This is a genomic window from Desulfococcus sp. (genome assembly GCF_050178255.1).
Lineage (GTDB): Bacteria > Desulfobacterota > Desulfobacteria > Desulfobacterales > Desulfococcaceae > Desulfococcus > Desulfococcus multivorans.
The window spans coordinates 1-16,058 of sequence record NZ_JBFXGG010000067.1; the positions used below are offsets into that span (position 1 = coordinate 1).

General features: G+C 58.8%; 16 protein-coding genes. 4 read left to right on the top strand and 12 right to left on the bottom strand.

The genetic code is table 11. The features are described 5' to 3' along the window. Nucleotides 1–24: 24 nt before the first annotated feature. The 10 genes from AB7S84_RS12140 to AB7S84_RS12185 all read right to left on the bottom strand — a co-directional run bounded on the left by AB7S84_RS12140 (nt 25) and on the right by AB7S84_RS12185 (nt 9,925). A complete protein-coding gene (locus AB7S84_RS12140) occupies nt 25–249 on the bottom strand; it encodes a hypothetical protein (RefSeq protein ID WP_020876041.1) in 225 nt (74 codons plus the stop codon). Next, nucleotides 250–525 (bottom strand): hypothetical protein, encoded by a 276-nt coding sequence (locus AB7S84_RS12145; RefSeq protein ID WP_020876042.1) that lies wholly within the window; start codon nt 523–525, stop codon nt 250–252. A gap of 10 nt (nt 526–535) precedes the next feature. Beyond that, nucleotides 536–799 (bottom strand): cbb3-type cytochrome oxidase assembly protein, encoded by a 264-nt coding sequence (locus AB7S84_RS12150; RefSeq protein ID WP_020876043.1) that lies wholly within the window; start codon nt 797–799, stop codon nt 536–538. Nucleotides 800–808: 9 nt separating this feature from the next. Beyond that, on the bottom strand, nt 809–1,750 hold the full coding sequence (locus AB7S84_RS12155) for a cbb3-type cytochrome c oxidase subunit II (protein ID WP_020876044.1): 942 nt from the start codon (nt 1,748–1,750) through the stop codon (nt 809–811). Continuing rightward, a complete protein-coding gene (locus AB7S84_RS12160; RefSeq protein ID WP_020876045.1) occupies nt 1,747–3,120 on the bottom strand; it encodes a cbb3-type cytochrome c oxidase subunit I in 1,374 nt (457 codons plus the stop codon). Before AB7S84_RS12160 ends, AB7S84_RS12155 begins: the two co-directional genes overlap by 4 nt. A 19-nt stretch (nt 3,121–3,139) precedes the next feature. Further along, nucleotides 3,140–3,691 (bottom strand): cytochrome c3 family protein, encoded by a 552-nt coding sequence (locus AB7S84_RS12165; protein WP_020876046.1) that lies wholly within the window; start codon nt 3,689–3,691, stop codon nt 3,140–3,142. Then, nucleotides 3,688–4,896: a hypothetical protein gene (locus AB7S84_RS12170; protein ID WP_020876047.1), complete on the bottom strand. Its 1,209-nt coding sequence runs from the start codon at nt 4,894–4,896 to the stop codon at nt 3,688–3,690. The genes AB7S84_RS12165 and AB7S84_RS12170 overlap by 4 nt, the downstream gene beginning before the upstream one ends. 64 nt (nt 4,897–4,960) lie before the next feature. Continuing rightward, nucleotides 4,961–5,512: a DUF3341 domain-containing protein gene (locus AB7S84_RS12175; RefSeq protein ID WP_020876048.1), complete on the bottom strand. Its 552-nt coding sequence runs from the start codon at nt 5,510–5,512 to the stop codon at nt 4,961–4,963. Further along, complete coding sequence (nrfD, locus tag AB7S84_RS12180; RefSeq protein WP_020876049.1) at nt 5,502–6,818, bottom strand: NrfD/PsrC family molybdoenzyme membrane anchor subunit; 1,317 nt, start codon at nt 6,816–6,818, stop codon at nt 5,502–5,504. The genes AB7S84_RS12175 and nrfD overlap by 11 nt, the downstream gene beginning before the upstream one ends. A gap of 5 nt (nt 6,819–6,823) precedes the next feature. Beyond that, nucleotides 6,824–9,925, bottom strand: coding sequence for a 4Fe-4S dicluster domain-containing protein (locus AB7S84_RS12185; protein WP_020876050.1), 3,102 nt, complete (start codon nt 9,923–9,925; stop codon nt 6,824–6,826). A gap of 406 nt (nt 9,926–10,331) precedes the next feature. On the opposite strand from AB7S84_RS12185, the gene ubiE reads away from it, so the two are divergent. The 4 genes from ubiE to AB7S84_RS12205 all read left to right on the top strand — a co-directional run bounded on the left by ubiE (nt 10,332) and on the right by AB7S84_RS12205 (nt 13,866). Then, nucleotides 10,332–11,147 carry a bifunctional demethylmenaquinone methyltransferase/2-methoxy-6-polyprenyl-1,4-benzoquinol methylase UbiE gene (gene ubiE / locus AB7S84_RS12190; RefSeq protein ID WP_020878402.1) on the top strand — a complete coding sequence of 272 codons (816 nt, stop codon included), beginning with the start codon at nt 10,332–10,334 and terminating at the stop codon, nt 11,145–11,147. A 15-nt stretch (nt 11,148–11,162) separates the two neighbouring features. Continuing rightward, nucleotides 11,163–11,393 (top strand): hypothetical protein, encoded by a 231-nt coding sequence (locus AB7S84_RS12195; RefSeq protein WP_040416727.1) that lies wholly within the window; start codon nt 11,163–11,165, stop codon nt 11,391–11,393. Between the two features lie 2 nt (nt 11,394–11,395). Beyond that, nucleotides 11,396–13,246 (top strand): AAA family ATPase, encoded by a 1,851-nt coding sequence (locus tag AB7S84_RS12200; RefSeq protein WP_428154712.1) that lies wholly within the window; start codon nt 11,396–11,398, stop codon nt 13,244–13,246. A gap of 137 nt (nt 13,247–13,383) precedes the next feature. After that, nucleotides 13,384–13,866, top strand: a complete 483-nt coding sequence (locus AB7S84_RS12205) for a CBS domain-containing protein (RefSeq protein ID WP_020878405.1) — start codon at nt 13,384–13,386, stop codon at nt 13,864–13,866. A 161-nt stretch (nt 13,867–14,027) separates the two neighbouring features. Here AB7S84_RS12205 and AB7S84_RS12210 read toward each other — a convergent pair whose 3' ends face one another. Further along, entirely contained in the window at nt 14,028–14,912 is an 885-nt protein-coding gene (locus AB7S84_RS12210; protein WP_020878406.1) for a hypothetical protein, read from the bottom strand. A gap of 739 nt (nt 14,913–15,651) precedes the next feature. Then, the coding region (locus AB7S84_RS12215; RefSeq protein WP_428154715.1) for an MATE family efflux transporter at nt 15,652–16,058 on the bottom strand (407 nt) is incomplete at its 5' end.

Sequence of the window (16,058 nt, forward strand, 5' to 3'; positions counted from 1 at the left end):
GGCTAAAATAATCCGGCGCATCCCCTATTCCCCCTCGCTTCCCCGGACATGCTGGGGATTCGGCAGTTTCTCGTAAACGGCATAGGGAGACTCTCCGGGCACGTCTCTGACGGCCCGATACGCCCAGTCCGGCTGTCCCCGGTCCCCCACCATCACGAAAGCGAAGACGCCTTTCGTCAATATGAAGGCCAGAATCAGCGTAATGATCACCCATGATCGAAATTCCGATGTCTCGTAATGTTGTTCCATTCAGATCTTTACCCCCAGTATTCCGGTAAACCAGATATACAGAAATCCCCATATCAGGGTGCCGGCGATGGTCAGCGTCATCGCCAGGGGAAACGGTGCATCCCGGCCCTCGATGCCTCCCGGAAAGCGTTCGATGATCGCCGTTTTTCGCCGTTCCGAATCTTTCCCGCGAAAATGCGTGAATCCCAGAAAAAGCCCGAACACCAGAATAAAGATCAGCGCCGGAAACAGATAGAGCATGACGTGCTGAAAATTCAAGAGTTCATAGAAACGCATGAGACCTCCTCTACCGCCCCGCGACCGTCAGGGCAAAGACAACGACGCTTCCGCTCGTAATCAACCCGGTGACAACGAGAAAAATCAGCACCCCGACTTCGTATCGGCTTGCCCTGGACAGGTGGACGGGGGCAGCGTCTCCGTCATCTTCCAGAGGCAGAAACCGTGCACGATCCTGGTCCCGGAACTGTCCGCTGCCAACCGCCCACAGGAAGACGGGAATGGTGATCAGGAAGCCCAGGACGATGTAGCTGATAAAGTATGGATAATACACGAGTCCTCCTTACGGCACAATGGGTTCGTAGGCGGCGTCGATGCCTCTGGGCGGTGTGTTGGCATCGCTCTGGTTGATAAAATAGACCGCAACGAAATTACCCACATCCCAGATCTTCTCGGATTCCAGTTCTTTTTTGAAGTAGGGCATGGCCGAACCTGCAATCCCGTTCATGATCTGGTAGTAGAGGATACCGCCGGTGACCCCACGATCTTTGAGCAGGGTGAAATTAAGCGGCGGCGGATAGAGGAAGGGCTGTGCCGGTCCCATCCCGTCCCCCACCGGGCCATGACAGCCGATGCAGAAGTCCTGGTAGATCTTGTGTCCGCGGGCCAAACCGGCGGCACTCGTCGGATAGGGATTGGGGATGTTGCGCCACCCTTCGGGGACCTGGGCATGAAGGAACGCCACGTTTTCCACCGGACCGGACTCGTAGGCGGAGATCAGTTTTTCCTTCCATTCCCGCTGACGCGTCATCCGATCGTCCGCCTCCTTGAACCCCAGACTCTGCTTGTAGGTGATCAGCAGATCGATGTTCTTCCGACCCAGATAATCGAATGCGGGCATAATGGAAAGCGGCCGCGTGAAACGGGGGTTCATGAAATGGGCCAGGTGCCAGTCGTCGGGATGTTCCCCGCCCTCCTGGGAAAGATCGGGCCCGGTACGCTGCGAGCCGAGCAGGATCGGATGATCGCCCACATAGTCCCCTGCCTGGGCGATCCGCTCGGCGCCGTGCCCCCAGTCGATGGTGCGGATCGACTGGCTGTGGCAGTAGACGCACCCGTTGGCGATGTACAGCTCCCGACCGGCGGCCTCGATCTCCGAACGGGATCGGAAGATCTCGGAAGGCGTGCGGTCCACCGTGAAGTAAGGGGTGACGATCATGATCAGAACGATGGTCGTCAGTATCGCGACGGAACCGATGAGAACGACTCTTGGGGTCATCTTCATGATGCAGCTTCTCCGGTGTTGAAAAACAGGGTTCTCAGGACGTTATACAGACCGATCAGCGCGCCGGTGAATATCATCACGCCAAGGGAGGCCCGGATGACATAATACACGTGAAGCTCCGGCAGCACCCGGTAGACCGTCTCTCCGTTCAGCCATGCCGTGCCCTGGATCAGCCCCACGATCGTGAGGACCACCGTGAATCCGGTCACGCCGATCAGCACCAGCCAGTACTGCAGATCGGCAAGGAAACGACTGTAGAGCGGTCTGTCGAGAACCTTGGGCAGCACATAGTAAATGCCCCCCAGGGCGATCATCCCTGCGAATCCCAATACGCCGATGTGCGCATGCCCCACCACCCAGTTGTTGAAATGCGTGATCCGCTGGACATCGGGAAGGGCCATCATGGACCCTTGAATGCTCACGAAAAAATACATGATGGTGCCGGTAAACACGAACTTGGCCGAAACGTCCGCATGCACCTCCCCCAAACGGCCCTTGGCCGTGTACCAGATGTTGATCAGAAAGGCCATGACGGGAATGACCATGCCGACGCTGTCGACGATGCCGATGACCTTGAGCCAGGTGGGTACGGGCACCTGGAGCAGATGATGGGTTCCCACATGGGTGTAGACGATGATCAGCGACCAGAACCCCAGAAGAGAGAGGGTGTGACTGTATAGCGGGTTTCGGCAGGCTCTGGGAATGACGTAATAGGCGACCCCCGCCGCCAGCGGCGTCAAAAGGAGCCCGAAGATGTTGTGACCGTAAAACCACAGAATGATGGCGTCGGGGATGCCGGTGAGCGCCCCGGAGGTGGGGCGCCAGATCACGTTGCCCAACGCAAAGGTCAGGCCCGTCAGGACGATCGCCGCATTGGCGTACCAAACCGAGACATACAAGGTTTTTTCCTCCCGGTTTTTGACGGTCATCACAAAATTGTAAAGCACCAGGCCCATGGCGGTCACGATCAGCATGTCCACCGGCCAGATGAATTCCGCGTACTCACGCCCCTGGCTGAAGCCCGCCGACAGGGTGAGGGCGCCCGCCGCCACCATCAGGTTCCACAGACCCGCCGTCAGCATGCCGAGCCGTTCGCTGAAGAGCTCGGTCTTGAGAAGCCGGGGAAGGTAGTAGAAGGCCGCACCGAGAAGCCCCGGAGTAACGAACCCGAAGAGAACCAGATTGACGTGCATGGGTCTGAGCCGGCCGAAAACGAGCCATCCCATGCCCCGTGTAAGATCCGGCGCAATGAGCTCCGTTGCGGCCAGCAGACCGATAAAGGTGGCCACCGCCATCCAGAATGCGGATGTCATGATGAACAGGAGGGACGTCTGATTTTTCTCGGGCAGAATCTTGGAAACCGGAATCATTGCGATCTTCTCCATTCCGTCAGCTGTGACATGCCAGCCAGCAGTCCAGGGGTCCTTGGTTTTGTTGATGGCACTGGATGCAGAAGCCCATTCTGAACCGTTCCCCCTTGATACGATCCATCGTCTCCACCGCACCGTGGCATTCGGCACACGCGAAATCCCGCTTGATGTGCCGCTCATGGTTGAAGAGGACGTGCTCCGGCAGGAAGTTGGCCTTGACCCAGGGTGTCGGGGTATTCGTATCGAAGTACTGGTGTTCCTTCATAATCTGAGGATGGCCGGCAATGATGTAGGAATGGCAGTAGAGGCATTTCTCCACGGGCGGAAGACCGGGGTGGCGGGATCTGGCCACGTAGGGATGGCAGAATTTGCAGTCGATGGCCTTGACCCCGGCATGCAGTCGATGGCTGAAGGGGATCGGCTGTTCCGGCCCGATGTTGGTGGCGGGAGAGGCATAGAACAGAAAGAGGAAGCCTCCCGAGAGGAGCGCGAGACACCCGATCCAGAGGATCGGCATCCGATTCTCCCGGAGCGCGCTCAACATCTTCCGTATCGATTCAATCCATTTCATCTCGTTATCTTTTCTCCGTTATTCAGGAACAGTTCGGGAAACAGCCTCAGAAGGTACGCCACCGCACCGGACAGCAGGCTCAGAAATCCCAGGCTGATCAGGACATCGAAAATCCGGAGCGGCAGGGATTGGGTATCGAACCGCAACGGCGGCCCCACCATGACGAGGTTTTCGAACCAGATGCCGGTAAGCGCCAGAGAAGTGAGAATCAGCATGACAGCGGGCTTCATCTTGACGTTCCGGTTGAGCAACGTAAAAAACGGGATCATGAAGGCGGCCGTGAAGGCGATGATGAACGCCAGTTTCCATGACTGATATTTGAAGCGTTCGATAAGGTAGTGGGTCTCCTCGGGAATGTTGCCGTACCAGATCACCAGGACCTGGGCGTACAGGAAATAGGCCCACATGACGCAAAATGCGAAGAACAGTTTACCGATGTCGTGAAAATGAGCGACATCGATCCGGGTCTCCTCTCCATGGACGAGATAGAGGATCGAAGCCAGAATGATCAGTCCGCCCATCCCGATGTAAAAGGCCTTGATGAAAAAATAGCCGCCGAACAGGGTGGAAATGAAATGCGGATCCATGCTCATGACCCAGTCGACGGAAATCAGCGACAACACCAGTGCATAGGCGATCATGTAAAGGACGGCCAGGGTCGTCATGCGATCCCGGCAGACGGACGGATCCACCGGCCGGACCGGAATACGACCCAACAAGGATCGAAGCCCGCCCGCCCCGCCCAGAGGGATGGTTTTGCACCTGAAGGCATGGTAGACGTAGGCGATGCCCAGGCCATAGAGCACCATCAGGCCCACCAGGTTTCGGGTCATGAGAAACGGCACGTTCAGCCAGACCTCCTTGCCGTGCAGATCCTGTCCCAGCCAGGGGAAGAGATGGGCCCTGCCGAAATAAAGGAGGAAAAACAGAACGAAGGATATCGGAAAAAAAGCCGCAAAGGCCTCCGACAGATTCTGAAGCGCCCCGCTCCACCGGGCCTTGGTGACGTGCATGATCATGGAGAACAGCAAAGCACCCTGGGCGATGGCGGAACAGAAAAGCACATTGACCAGATAAACCTGCCATGCCCTGGCATCTTCCCTGAATCCCAGGAGAATCAGGAAACTGCCAAAGCCCGCGCAAACGAGAATGGTCAGGATGGCCGCAAAAGGCCGTTTCGACAGATGCGTTTGTTGTCGCGTCATACCGCTCCTCTGCATTCGACTGCATGCCAAGTGTTGGTGTTCAATCCGGGAATCCTTTTCCGTCTCAGGTCCGAAGCGCTTCCGCGGTTCGATCGTTGCCCGCCGACACGTCGAAACGGCGGATCTCCGCCCCCAGGTCCGCCAGAAAAGCCGAAAGCGCCTCTTCCTTCCCGGCCTCGCATCCGGCGACGACACCGAAACGATCACCCGAGCACCGGGGATCGTAGATGCCTTTCAGGCTTTTGAATTCGGGAATCCGGGCGTAAATCAGGATGCCCAGGACAGTCCCCAGAATGCCGAAGAGAATGGTCATCTCATAGCCCACGACAAAAAACGGAATCAACGAAACCACCGGCTTGCCGCTCACGATCAGGTTCCACTGCACCGACGAGTAGATGGAGAGTGCATACCCGAAGAAAAAGCCGAAGATCCCTCCGGCGAGGGTGAAGTAGCCGACCCGGCTCTTTTTGAACCTGAGGGCGTGAAGAATCGAATGGCTCGGATAGGGACCGTGAACCCGACAGAGTTCCCACGGCGACGACCTGAGCGCGTCGATCGCCGCCGCCACGCTGCTTTCCTCCTTGAACAGACCCATCACGTATCGGTTAGTGGACATCGGCGTCTCCTGGTTTGAGGGCCTCTTTCATCTCCGTCATGGAGACGGAGGGCATATGTTTCACAAAAAGAATGAAAAGCAGAAAAAACATGCAGAAGGTCCCGAACATGATCCCCAATTCGATGAAGGACGGGCTGTAGAGGCCCCAGGCGTGGGGGATGAAGTCGTGGGCCGGGCCGCCGACGATGATCACGAAACGTTCATACCACATACCGACGTTCACCAGGATGGAGATCGTCATGAGCCATTTCAGGCTGGTACGGACCTTCCTGAAAAAGAAGAAGAGGGGCGCCACGCAGTTGCAGGTGGTCATGATCCAGAATTCCAGGCCGTAATCCCCGAAGATCCGCCATCGAAAGGCTTCCTGCTCCACCGGATTGAAGCTGTACCAGGCAATGAAAATCTCGAAGACATAGGCGTAGGTCACGATAAACCCGGTGAGGATGATGGTCTTGGCCACGTTTTCGAGGACGTCCACGGTGATGAGCGCTTCATAATGGAAGATCCGGCGAAGGGGGATCATCAGGGTGAGCACCATGGCGAGACCCGAATGGATGGCCCCCGCCACGAAATAGGGGGCGAAGATGGTGCTGTGCCAGCCGGGAACGATGCCCAGGCCGAAATCCCACGACACGACGCTGTGGACCGAGATGACCAGGGGGGTCGCCAGGGCCGCGAAGAAAAGATACCCCCGGGCGTAGTGGCGCCATTGCTCGAATTTTCCCGTCCAGCCGAAGGAGAGGACCGTATAGATCTTTTTCCGAAGCCCTTCCGCACGATCCCGGATGGTCGCCAGATCCGGAATCATGCCCGTATACCAGAACAGGGCGCTCACCGTCAGGTAGGTGCTGATGGCGACGATATCGAACATCAGCGGCGAGGTGAAGTTGGGCCAGAGGTTCCGCTGGTTGGGATAGGGCAGCATGTAGTAGACCAGCCAGACGCGTCCCAGGTGAATGAGGGGGAAGAGGCCCGCGGTGCATACGGCGAACACCGTCATGGTTTCCGCGGCCCGGGCGATGGGATTCCGCCATCCGGCCCGGAAAAGGAACAGAATGGCCGAAATCAGGGTCCCGGAATGGGCGATGCCCACCCAGAAGACGAAGTTGATGAGGTATGTCCCCCATGCGACAGGATTGTTCTGCCCGCCGACACCGATGCCCACGTAGATCTGGTAGATCCAGCAACCCAGTCCCATGAGTGCGCCCATGAACAGCAGCGCCGCTATGCCCCAGTAGGACCGGGGGGGCGGGCTCAGCGTATTCAGAACGATGGAATCGACTTTGGCCGGAGTGAGGTTCGACATAGGAATCAGATCTCCTGGACGACTTTTTTGAGATAAATAACAGCGGGTTTCGTATTCAGATATCCCATGACCTGATAGGCCCTCGGGTCGTCGGTCATCTTTCGGACCCGGCTTTCCCTGTCCGCGAGATTTCCGAAAACCAGCGCGTCGGTGGGACAGGTCTGAACGCAGGCCGGCACCATTTCTCCATCCCGGATCCGGCGGTTCTCATCCCTGGCCCGGCCGTGGGCATCCTTGATTCGCTGAACACAGAAGGAGCATTTCTCCATCACCCCCCGCATGCGGACCGTCACGTCGGGATTGAGCTGCAGGGGCAGCGGATTGGGCCGATCCCATTCATACCAGTTGAATCTTCGGACCTTGTAGGGACAGTTCTGGGAGCAGTACCGGGTCCCGATGCACCGGTTGTAGATCTGGTTGTTGAGCCCTTCGTGGCCGTGGTGGGGGGCATAGACCGGACAGACCGATTCGCAGGGCGCATTGTCGCAATGCTGGCACATCATCGGCAGGAAAATCATCTTTTCCATCCGGTCGGGATCGTGATACCGCTCGATGCGGAGCCACGACATCTCCCGCCCTTCGATAATCCGCTCTTCCCCGACCACGCCGATGTTGTTCTCGGCGTAGCAGGCCACGGCGCAGGCCCCGCAGCCGATGCAGCGATCCAAATCGACCACCATCCCCCAGCGATAGTCATCCCGGTGCTCGTGGGGCGGATACACGTCCCGGTGGGGATCGTATCCATCGGGAAGCGGCAGGGTCATAGGGAATTCGTTCATACCGAAGCCCACGGTATGGCTGCCGGGATGCGCCTTTCCGCCGAGTTCGGCCATGCCCACGGTGAGGGCGATCTTGCGGCCGTGCTGAAACTTGCTGCCGTCGGTATTGGCGAGCACCATTCGCCTGCCCTCGGGAAGCATGTCCACACCCTGCACCACCAATGTCGGACCGCCGGAGACCGGATCGACCGTATCCGGGAGGAGCCGGAAAGGATTGCCGCCGTTGCCTCGGGCATATCGGCCGAAAGCCTCGTGCCCCTGCCCCGTCGTCATCACGAGAACGCCCGGATCGAGGCCGAAGCAGGGATAGGCCGGGGCGCTCAAACGGCCCCATGGGGATTGGATCTCCAGGCAGTCTCCGGATTTGAGGCCTTCCCGGGCCATGGTGTCGGGGTGAATCCAGACCGGCGCCTGCCAGGCGACCTTGGTGATGGGATCGGGATACTCGGCCAGCCAGGGCTTGTTGCCCCCGCGCCCGTCGAAGAACCGAAGGGAGGGGGCGGCGATGAAGGTGAATTTCCCGGCCGCCGTCCCGGGTTCGGGATCCAGGCCGGCCAGCAATTTGACGCTGTCGAACGAGAACTTCCACGTATATGGCGAGGCCTCGGCGGCCGCGTCGAAAATTCCTCCCCGCTGAACCGTCTCGAGCCATTCCCGATCGTCGGCGATCCGTCCCGCCGCCTCGAGCCGATCGCGGGTCATGCGCCGGGCCCGGCTGTCAGCCGGGGTTTCGTCGCCGGCAAATCCCGCCAGAAGGTCTGTCAGGGCTGAAAAGTCCGTAAGCTTCCCCATGGCCGGTTGCAGGGTCGAGACGATGCCGTGCCGCCCCGCGTATTCACCCCACCGCTCCAGCGGAAGCCGCACCGGCAGGATGAGATCGGCCAGGGCGGTGGTATCGTCCATGAAATTGCTGAAGCTGACCGTAAACTGCGACGGCCGCCCCAGGAGTTCCCGGAGCCCCAATGATTCGGGCAGGGCAAAGACGGGGTTGACGTTGTTGAGCATCAGAACGGCATTGTCCCGTGCGCCGATCGTTTTGAACAGCTGGTGGACGTCCGCACGTTCCGAAGCGATTTCCACGCGATGCCGACAGGTGAAATCGAACCGCGACAGCGTCGGATCGAGCACGAGATTGAGAAGATTGACGGCGACATTGGCGGCGAGGCCCTCCCGGGCGCCGGCTCCCGCGCCCTGCCCCAGGACCAGAGGCCGCCTGGCCGCCAGCAGCCGGTCGATCAGCATGCGGCAGGCCGACGGATCCATGCCCGCGATCCGGCAGGTGGATGCCGCCGTGTGGGGTCGCGACACCTTTTCAAGGGCATCGCGGATATTCGCCGGCAGGTCGCGGCCTTTTCCCGCGGCCAGCGCTTCCCGAATGCAGGTCAGCGCGACAAAGGCTTCCGTACCGCACCGGATGGACAACCATTGGTCCGCATTGACCGCCGTCAGGGACTGGTACGGCCCCACATGAATGAACAGCCCCTTTCCACCGTCGCGATACCCATGCATGGTTTTGAATTTTCGGGCGTATTCCACCGGAGAAAGCCAGGTCTCCAGGAAGTCCGCTCCGAAGCCGACAAGAACGTCCGCCGCGTCGATGTGATAACGGCACAGGCCTTTGATGCCGAAGGTCAAGGCATTGGCCGCTTTCAGGGATTCGTAGGCAAAGGCCTCGAACAACACCGGCGGGCCGGACTTCACGGCGCCCATAAACTGGTTCATGGCGTCAAGCGTGGTCTCTCCCACGACTTCGGACAGGAGAAAAACATTGCCGTCGCCGGCCGTCGCCGCTTCGGAAAGCCGCTCCCGGACCACGGCCGTGGCCGCCTCCCGGGTGAGGGGCCGCCACCGGCCGTCGGTCTTGATCAGCGGCGTTCTGATTCTGTCGGGGTTGTAGACCCCCTGGAGGGCCGCCTGGCCCCGCATGCAAAGCTTTCCCCGGTTGACGGGATGAAACGGGTTTCCCTCGACCTTGATCACCCGGCCCTCGCGATTTTTGGCGATAAGACCGCATCCGGCGGGACATTCCCGGCACGTGGAAGCATACCAGGCGGGCTTCCCGGTGACCATATCGTCCGGGGCACGGACCAGGGTGTAAAGATTTTTTTCGGGGTTGCCGGTGCAGCCGGCGGCAACGGAAAGGCTGCCGATACCGGCAATCTTCAGGAAAGTTCGGCGATCCATGAAAAGCGCTCCCCACCCATTGGGCAAATGCGGATAGGCCTGCCTGAGGCATCCCATATCCAATGTCAGGTTTCGGTTCCGGGATTCGTTTCCCTCGTCCGGTGTCGATGCCGGGCCTTGAACGGCAAGCTCCCGGCGATTCATGTCTGTCTTCTAAGCTGTGCTGATTTGACGCTTCGGGTCGGCGGACTTGTCACGGCGGTAAAAACCCGCGCCGACAATAGGATTCAAGAGATAACAAAAGCTCTTGTGAAGTGTCAAGAATGATTTGCAGCCGGGTCAAGGCGTTAACGCACGGCAGTCATCCCCTCGGGGCGGCAGAGGGGCAGGTCCCGGCCGTGGAAGAAGATTTGCACCGGGTCGGTTTCTGTTCTATAATGCCCCAACTTTAATGTCCCAACTTTCGACTTTCATGATAGTGAGCGAAAAGAGGTGCCGGGAGGATACGGTCCGCGCCCCTTCAGCGGCACTTGAACGAAACCGTGTGGGGCGCGGACCGTATCCTCCCGGCACCGGCCTATGAGAGTCGAAATTTGAGGAATGTTTCTCAATGGGATTGAATGAAGCGCGGCGAAAACAGCGGACGATCGGAAAGACCGGCATCATGACAGAAGCGTTGAAATCAGAAGAGACCACCCATATTGGATATCGCAGGATCTCCCGGGAAGAGAAGACCCGGTGGGTCCGCCGCCAGTTCGACACGGTCGCCGCCAGGTACGACCTGATGAACACCCTCCTCAGCTTCGGCATCCATTATCTCTGGAAACGCCGGGCCGTCTCGCTCCTCGATCTGAAACCGGGGGACGCCGTGCTGGACGTCTGCGGCGGCACCGGAGATCTGGCCGTATCGGCCCTCAGGCGGGTCGGCGCCGGGGGGAAGGTCGTCCTGTACGACATCAACCGGGAAATGATGAATGCCGGCAGGAAAAAGGGAACCCATCCCCACCTGCGCCGTCGCATCCGTTTCCTTCAGGGGGATGCCGAACGGATGGCGCTCCGGGACAATGTCTTCGATGCGGCGATAGTGGGGTTCGGCATTCGCAACCTGACCGACATGATGGCCGGCTTTCGGGAAATGCACCGTGTCCTCAAGCCGGGCGGACGGACGGTCTGCCTCGAGTTTTCCCGGCCCACCGCACCCCTATTCCAATGGATGTACGACCGGTATTCCTTCCACGTCATGCCGTGGCTGGGCGAACGATTGACCGGCTCCCGGCAGGCCTACACCTATCTTCCCGAATCGATCCGAATGTTTCCGGACCCCGATGCATTGGCCAAACAGCTTGCCGCCGTCGGATTCTCCAATGTCGCCTACTGGAAGCTGACCAACGGCGTCGCCGTGATCCACAAGGGCCTGAAGGCTTAGGCCGGCGGCGATGAAGTGCCCAAATCGCCTCGTTCTGATACCATCGAGGTCGATATCGAGATGATGACCTCGACCACCGAACTTTTGTCGGATCTCTTCACCGCACGCCTGGAGACGCTGGCCGCGGAACACGGGCTGACGACGGCGGAGACGGAAAGAATCCTTGCAGTGTTCCGGCAGGCTCTCGCCAACCCCTTCATGACCGAGGAACACATCTATCGAAAGCTTTCCGGCGAGGATACCTGAACATGACTCCGGACCGTCCGGACAGAATCCGGCTCGACGAGATCACCCTGGAGAATATCGGCTGTTTCGTTCGGAAAACCATTCGGTTCTCCGAGCTCACCGTGATCTTCGGCGAAAACCGGACGGGAAAATCCACCCTGGTGTATGCGGTCTATTTCGCGCTCTACGGGGCGCACCTCAACCACCGCCTCAAGGTCGCCGATCTCTGCCGCAAGGGCGAAGCCGCCGGAACGGTTACCCTCCGCTTCGAGAAAGGGGGCATCGCCTACAAGCTGCAGCGGACAACGGACGCCTTACCGAAGCTCTATCGCCGCCCAGCCCCTGAAGCGGCCTGGGAAACCGTCCCTGTCCACGCACCCGAGGTCCTCGACGCCGTCATTGGCGTCCGACCGGAAACCGCGTCCGTCAGCTCGTTTTTCCGGGAGAGCGAGCTGATCTATTTTCTCCAGGATATGCCGAAATACAACCAGACCCTGCTCCAGAGCTTCATCGGCATGGATGACGGCCTTGTGCTTCGCACGCGGTTCAAAAAGGCTCTCGGCAGGGCGCGGGAGGTTAAAAAGGCCATCGAAAACGCCGCCCCCAGGAAAAGCGTCGACCCGCTCCACCTCGAACTCACCCGTCGACAGCTGGCCGAGTCCGAAAAAGCCCTTACGGAACTGGAGCAGATTCGCCGAACCGACCGAGGCGCAGGTGTCCCGGATCCGGCGATTTACCAGCTTCTCGTCCGCCGACACCAGACTGAGTCCAAAACCCTGGAGACGCTCAAATCCCTTGCGGAAAAACTTCCATCAGCCAAGGCCCTGGCGACGGAAAAACGTGACCTCGAATCCCGTCTGCAGGAAGCCGAGACAGCCCTGGCCGATGCGGAAGCCCTGCAACGCCGCATCGGCGGCCTCATCCAGAAAACCGACAACCTGAAACTGCGCCTGAAACACCTCGCAACGTTGGAAGCCCGGGCGGCCTGTCCGATTTGCGATCAGGCGGTCTCTCCGGACCAGGCCGCAAGTCTCGTCCGGAAAATCGAATGCCAGTTGTCCCGTGCCGAGGACGAAAAAAGCCGCATCGAGGCGCGCCTGAAGAATATGGAGCGCCTCGCAAGGGATTCGACCCGTCATCGGGAACGACTCCTGGAAATCGACGGCAAGATACAGAAAATAAATGATATTCAACAACGCATTGACGAGGTGACCGGGCAGGTGACGGCGTTGGCCCGGGATCTGGACCGGCTTGAGCGCCCGGAAGACGGCATCCGTGAAGCCCCGGCCCCGTACGACCCCGAGACGGCGGTGGACAGTCGGCGGCTTCAGCTCCAGGAGCAGATCATCCGACATCGCGTCACCCTGACACGTTACGCGGATGATTTGAAACGCGCTGATGAGCATCGCGTGCACATTGCCCGGGCCGATCGGCAGGTGCTGCTCTGCACCGTTGCCGCCAGGGCGGTGGAAGAGGCACTCCAGAGCCTGGGAAGCCGTCTCCTCGAAAAAATCCGGAAAAGCGTCGGCGACTGGTCGCGCCATTTCTCTTTCCTGGATCGGTTCGACATCGAGATCAGCGACCGGGAGCTGCTGCCCCTGATCCAGGCCAGGGGATACCGGTACAAGCTCAACCAGATGAGCAAGAGCGAACGGATCTTCCTGTACCTGATGCTCAAGCTCGCCATCGGCGACGCCCTGGGCCACCTCGGCTTCTTCATGCTCGACGATCCGGCCGACGGCCTCGACCTCAAACGCAAGCAGACCCTGGCCTATCTTCTGACAGAGGCGGCCTCCCGGCGCCAGGTGCTGGTCACCACCAACGATGCCGATTTCGGGGATTTTTTCGCCGGCGGCGTCCGGACGGAACTCTGAGGCGGCCGTCATCCTCCGGGACACGCTCCAGAGGACGGCGGTTCGGATGCGTTTACCGCTTGACGTTCCCGGCACCGCTCCCTATAGTTCTATTGAACCCGGAATGATCCCAAAAGTCCTATCTGAGAGGTGAGGCTATGCTGAGCGTAAAAGACATCATGACGACAGAGGTGATCACCGTGACACCGGAAACGGAGATCGTGGAGGCAACCCGGCTGCTTCTGGAAAATCACATCAACGGCCTCCCGGTGGTCGACGACAAGGGAAAAGTAGTGGGCATCCTCTGCCAAAGCGATCTGATCGTTCAGCAGAAAAAGCTGCCCCTCCCCTCCTTTTTCACCTTCCTGGACGGATTCATTCCCCTGACCTCCATGAAACAACTGGAGAAGGAGATTCAAAAGGCGGTGGCCGTCACCGTGGCCCACGCCATGACGCCCAACCCGGTCACCGTCACGCCCGACACGGGGTTGAACAGTGTCGCAGCCCTGATGGTGGACAGAAATTTTCACACCCTTCCAGTGGTGGAGAAAGGGCGCCTGGTGGGGATCGTCGGCAAGGAAGACGTGATTCGAACCCTGACCAACGCAACCCTCGAAAAAGAGGCGTCATTGCCCCATTGACAGCCGTTCGCTTCCACGCACCTTGAACAGTTCGCCAAAGACAGGCCCGCGGCGCCACACCCCCGGACCGCGACGGCTTCGTCACGGTCCGCAGAGAACGTTGCGGCATTCAGAGACCGGCATGTTCAGGGCGGTGACGCTGGTGAATGGGCCGTGGAATATCAGGAAATATCGGGGGTCACCGCCTCGTACAGGGGCATGAGCGTCTTGAAGAGGCTGGAGATTTCGGCGGCGATGGCCGTCTGTTTTTCCAGAACGGTCGATTTCTCCTCGATCCTGACGATATTGAGGTCCAGGCCGCGATCCTCGGGCAGGTCTTCGAGAAAGGCGTGAAGGGAATCGATCTCCTTGCTGCCGTCGTGAAGCCGAATCCGCCATTTGCCTTCGTGGGCCTCGATCACGCCCTTGAAACCCTTCTCCTCGAGATCATAGATGACGATATCGTTCTCGGCGGCCGTTCGGCACATCCATTCCTCGTTGTCCGAGTCCTTGAGCCATGAAATGAAGGTTGCCGGATCATTGCCTTCTCGGGGATATTCGAGGTAAAGACCATAACAAAGCCGTTTTTCGTCGACCTCGGCAAAGAACTTGGCCTGGAGAATGTCATTCTCTTCCGCCTTGTGAGTGACATCCGCCCAGTGGATGACGGGCTTCCGGTAAACGGCCCATGAGTTGAACGAAAACTTTTCCGAGGGCAATTTTTCCGTAACGGCCCCGCCCAGGCAGTTCCGGCTCCGCCAGGTGGTGGCGGTGATGTTCTTTTTGAAATCCCCCTCTTCAAACCCGTTGAACTTGTTGCCGTAGCGGGATGAGGCGGTCCTGGTCTTCTGGGGCTTGGCGGCTTTCTTCTTCTGGGCGGCCGCCTTCAGGCGCTTCTCCAGATCGAGCCGTTCCTGAATCCGTTGCTGCAGGTCGATGTCCGTCGTGACCTCTTCACCGGTCTCCCAGCGGATGACCATCGAATCTCCGTCAATGGCGATGACCTCGTACGGTCCTTTCATGTTTTCATATTTGTCCCCTACCTTGAACTCGATGATGTCGATCATAAATTCCTCTTTCCGCATGTTTCTGTGGGTTGCCTTCGATTATATGTCAAGCCGGTTTACGGCGCTATCTTCCCGGCATGCCGACCAACCGCCGTCATCGGAGATCAGATTCGGAATCCAGCGCCGGCCGTGCGTATTTTCAGCCGCTCTGAACAGCATGCAGCCACCCGCTCATAAAAATCTGGATGCATCCTGATTTGAATGCATCTTGAAAAGACACTGAAAGCTCGGAACAGAATCACGGGGAGAGACGTGTAACAGCGCCCATGAACCGGCGACTGCAGCGGGAGCGTCATCGTGTTCGCAGCATTGACGGAATACAATAAAAAAATATATTATCAATCACTTAATAGTATCTTTCCGACGGCTCGGTATACACTTGTACATATCCACCTTTCGACGTGCCAATGCCGGGACCTTCGGGGGAGGATTCACACCCATCACGCAGTTTTATCAGGGGGTTGGCCTTAAAGCTGAAAGGGGGCGTTTGTATGCCCCTTCAGTTTTGAGCCCGCTTCCGGTCAACGTTGCGAACGTCGAAAGATAAGTTGTGTTATTTACTTATAGCAGATTGACGGTTTTAAGGCAATAGCAGGCAAGCTTTTTATCGGCGGATCCGCCTGAAAGGACGATCGCGGGCCGCCCGGAGCAAGCTTTAGCGCCACCTGAACGAAACCGCGCGGGACGCGGGCCTTATCCTCCCGGCACCGGCCTGTGGAATTCGAAAGTCGAGTAAAGATCATTTGCGGGCTTCGGCAGGCTCGATGACGCGCATGGCAAGCCATCTGCCCCGACGGAAGCGGATGAAAGCGGCCGTAAACAGGGAGACGATAAAACACACGACGCAGCTCCAGGCGAAATAGATCCCCATGTCCAGAAAGAAAATCCCGATATAGATGGGCAGGATCATGACCACGATTGACAGCACACCATTGGCCCACATGATGAATCGCGTATCGCCGGCCCCCTTGAGGGCCCCGGTACGGATCATGTACTGGGCGTCAAAAAAAATATAGAAAGCCACGAACCGGAGCAGAATGACGCCCATCTCGGTCATGCGGGCCGATGCCGCCGGCGCAAGCTGCGGGGTTTGAAAAAGGGAGAGGGTCCATCGGGGCCAGACCAGATAAAAGAACCCCGTCACCA

Bases quoted from the DNA above. Each gene is read 5' to 3' on its own strand.
- AB7S84_RS12175 (WP_020876048.1), bottom strand. From the start codon at position 5,512: ATGTCCACTAACCGATACGTGATGGGTCTGTTCAAGGAGGAAAGCAGC.
- AB7S84_RS12145 (WP_020876042.1), bottom strand. From the start codon at position 525: ATGCGTTTCTATGAACTCTTGAATTTTCAGCACGTCATGCTCTATCTG.
- ubiE (WP_020878402.1), top strand. From the start codon at position 10,332: ATGGGATTGAATGAAGCGCGGCGAAAACAGCGGACGATCGGAAAGACC.
- AB7S84_RS12210 (WP_020878406.1), bottom strand. From the start codon at position 14,912: ATGATCGACATCATCGAGTTCAAGGTAGGGGACAAATATGAAAACATG.
- AB7S84_RS12170 (WP_020876047.1), bottom strand. From the start codon at position 4,896: ATGACGCGACAACAAACGCATCTGTCGAAACGGCCTTTTGCGGCCATC.
- AB7S84_RS12155 (WP_020876044.1), bottom strand. From the start codon at position 1,750: ATGAAGATGACCCCAAGAGTCGTTCTCATCGGTTCCGTCGCGATACTG.
- AB7S84_RS12140 (WP_020876041.1), bottom strand. From the start codon at position 249: ATGGAACAACATTACGAGACATCGGAATTTCGATCATGGGTGATCATT.
- nrfD (WP_020876049.1), bottom strand. From the start codon at position 6,818: ATGTCGAACCTCACTCCGGCCAAAGTCGATTCCATCGTTCTGAATACG.
- AB7S84_RS12200 (WP_428154712.1), top strand. From the start codon at position 11,396: ATGACTCCGGACCGTCCGGACAGAATCCGGCTCGACGAGATCACCCTG.
- AB7S84_RS12205 (WP_020878405.1), top strand. From the start codon at position 13,384: ATGCTGAGCGTAAAAGACATCATGACGACAGAGGTGATCACCGTGACA.
- AB7S84_RS12185 (WP_020876050.1), bottom strand. From the start codon at position 9,925: ATGAATCGCCGGGAGCTTGCCGTTCAAGGCCCGGCATCGACACCGGAC.
- AB7S84_RS12160 (WP_020876045.1), bottom strand. From the start codon at position 3,120: ATGATTCCGGTTTCCAAGATTCTGCCCGAGAAAAATCAGACGTCCCTC.
- AB7S84_RS12165 (WP_020876046.1), bottom strand. From the start codon at position 3,691: ATGAAATGGATTGAATCGATACGGAAGATGTTGAGCGCGCTCCGGGAG.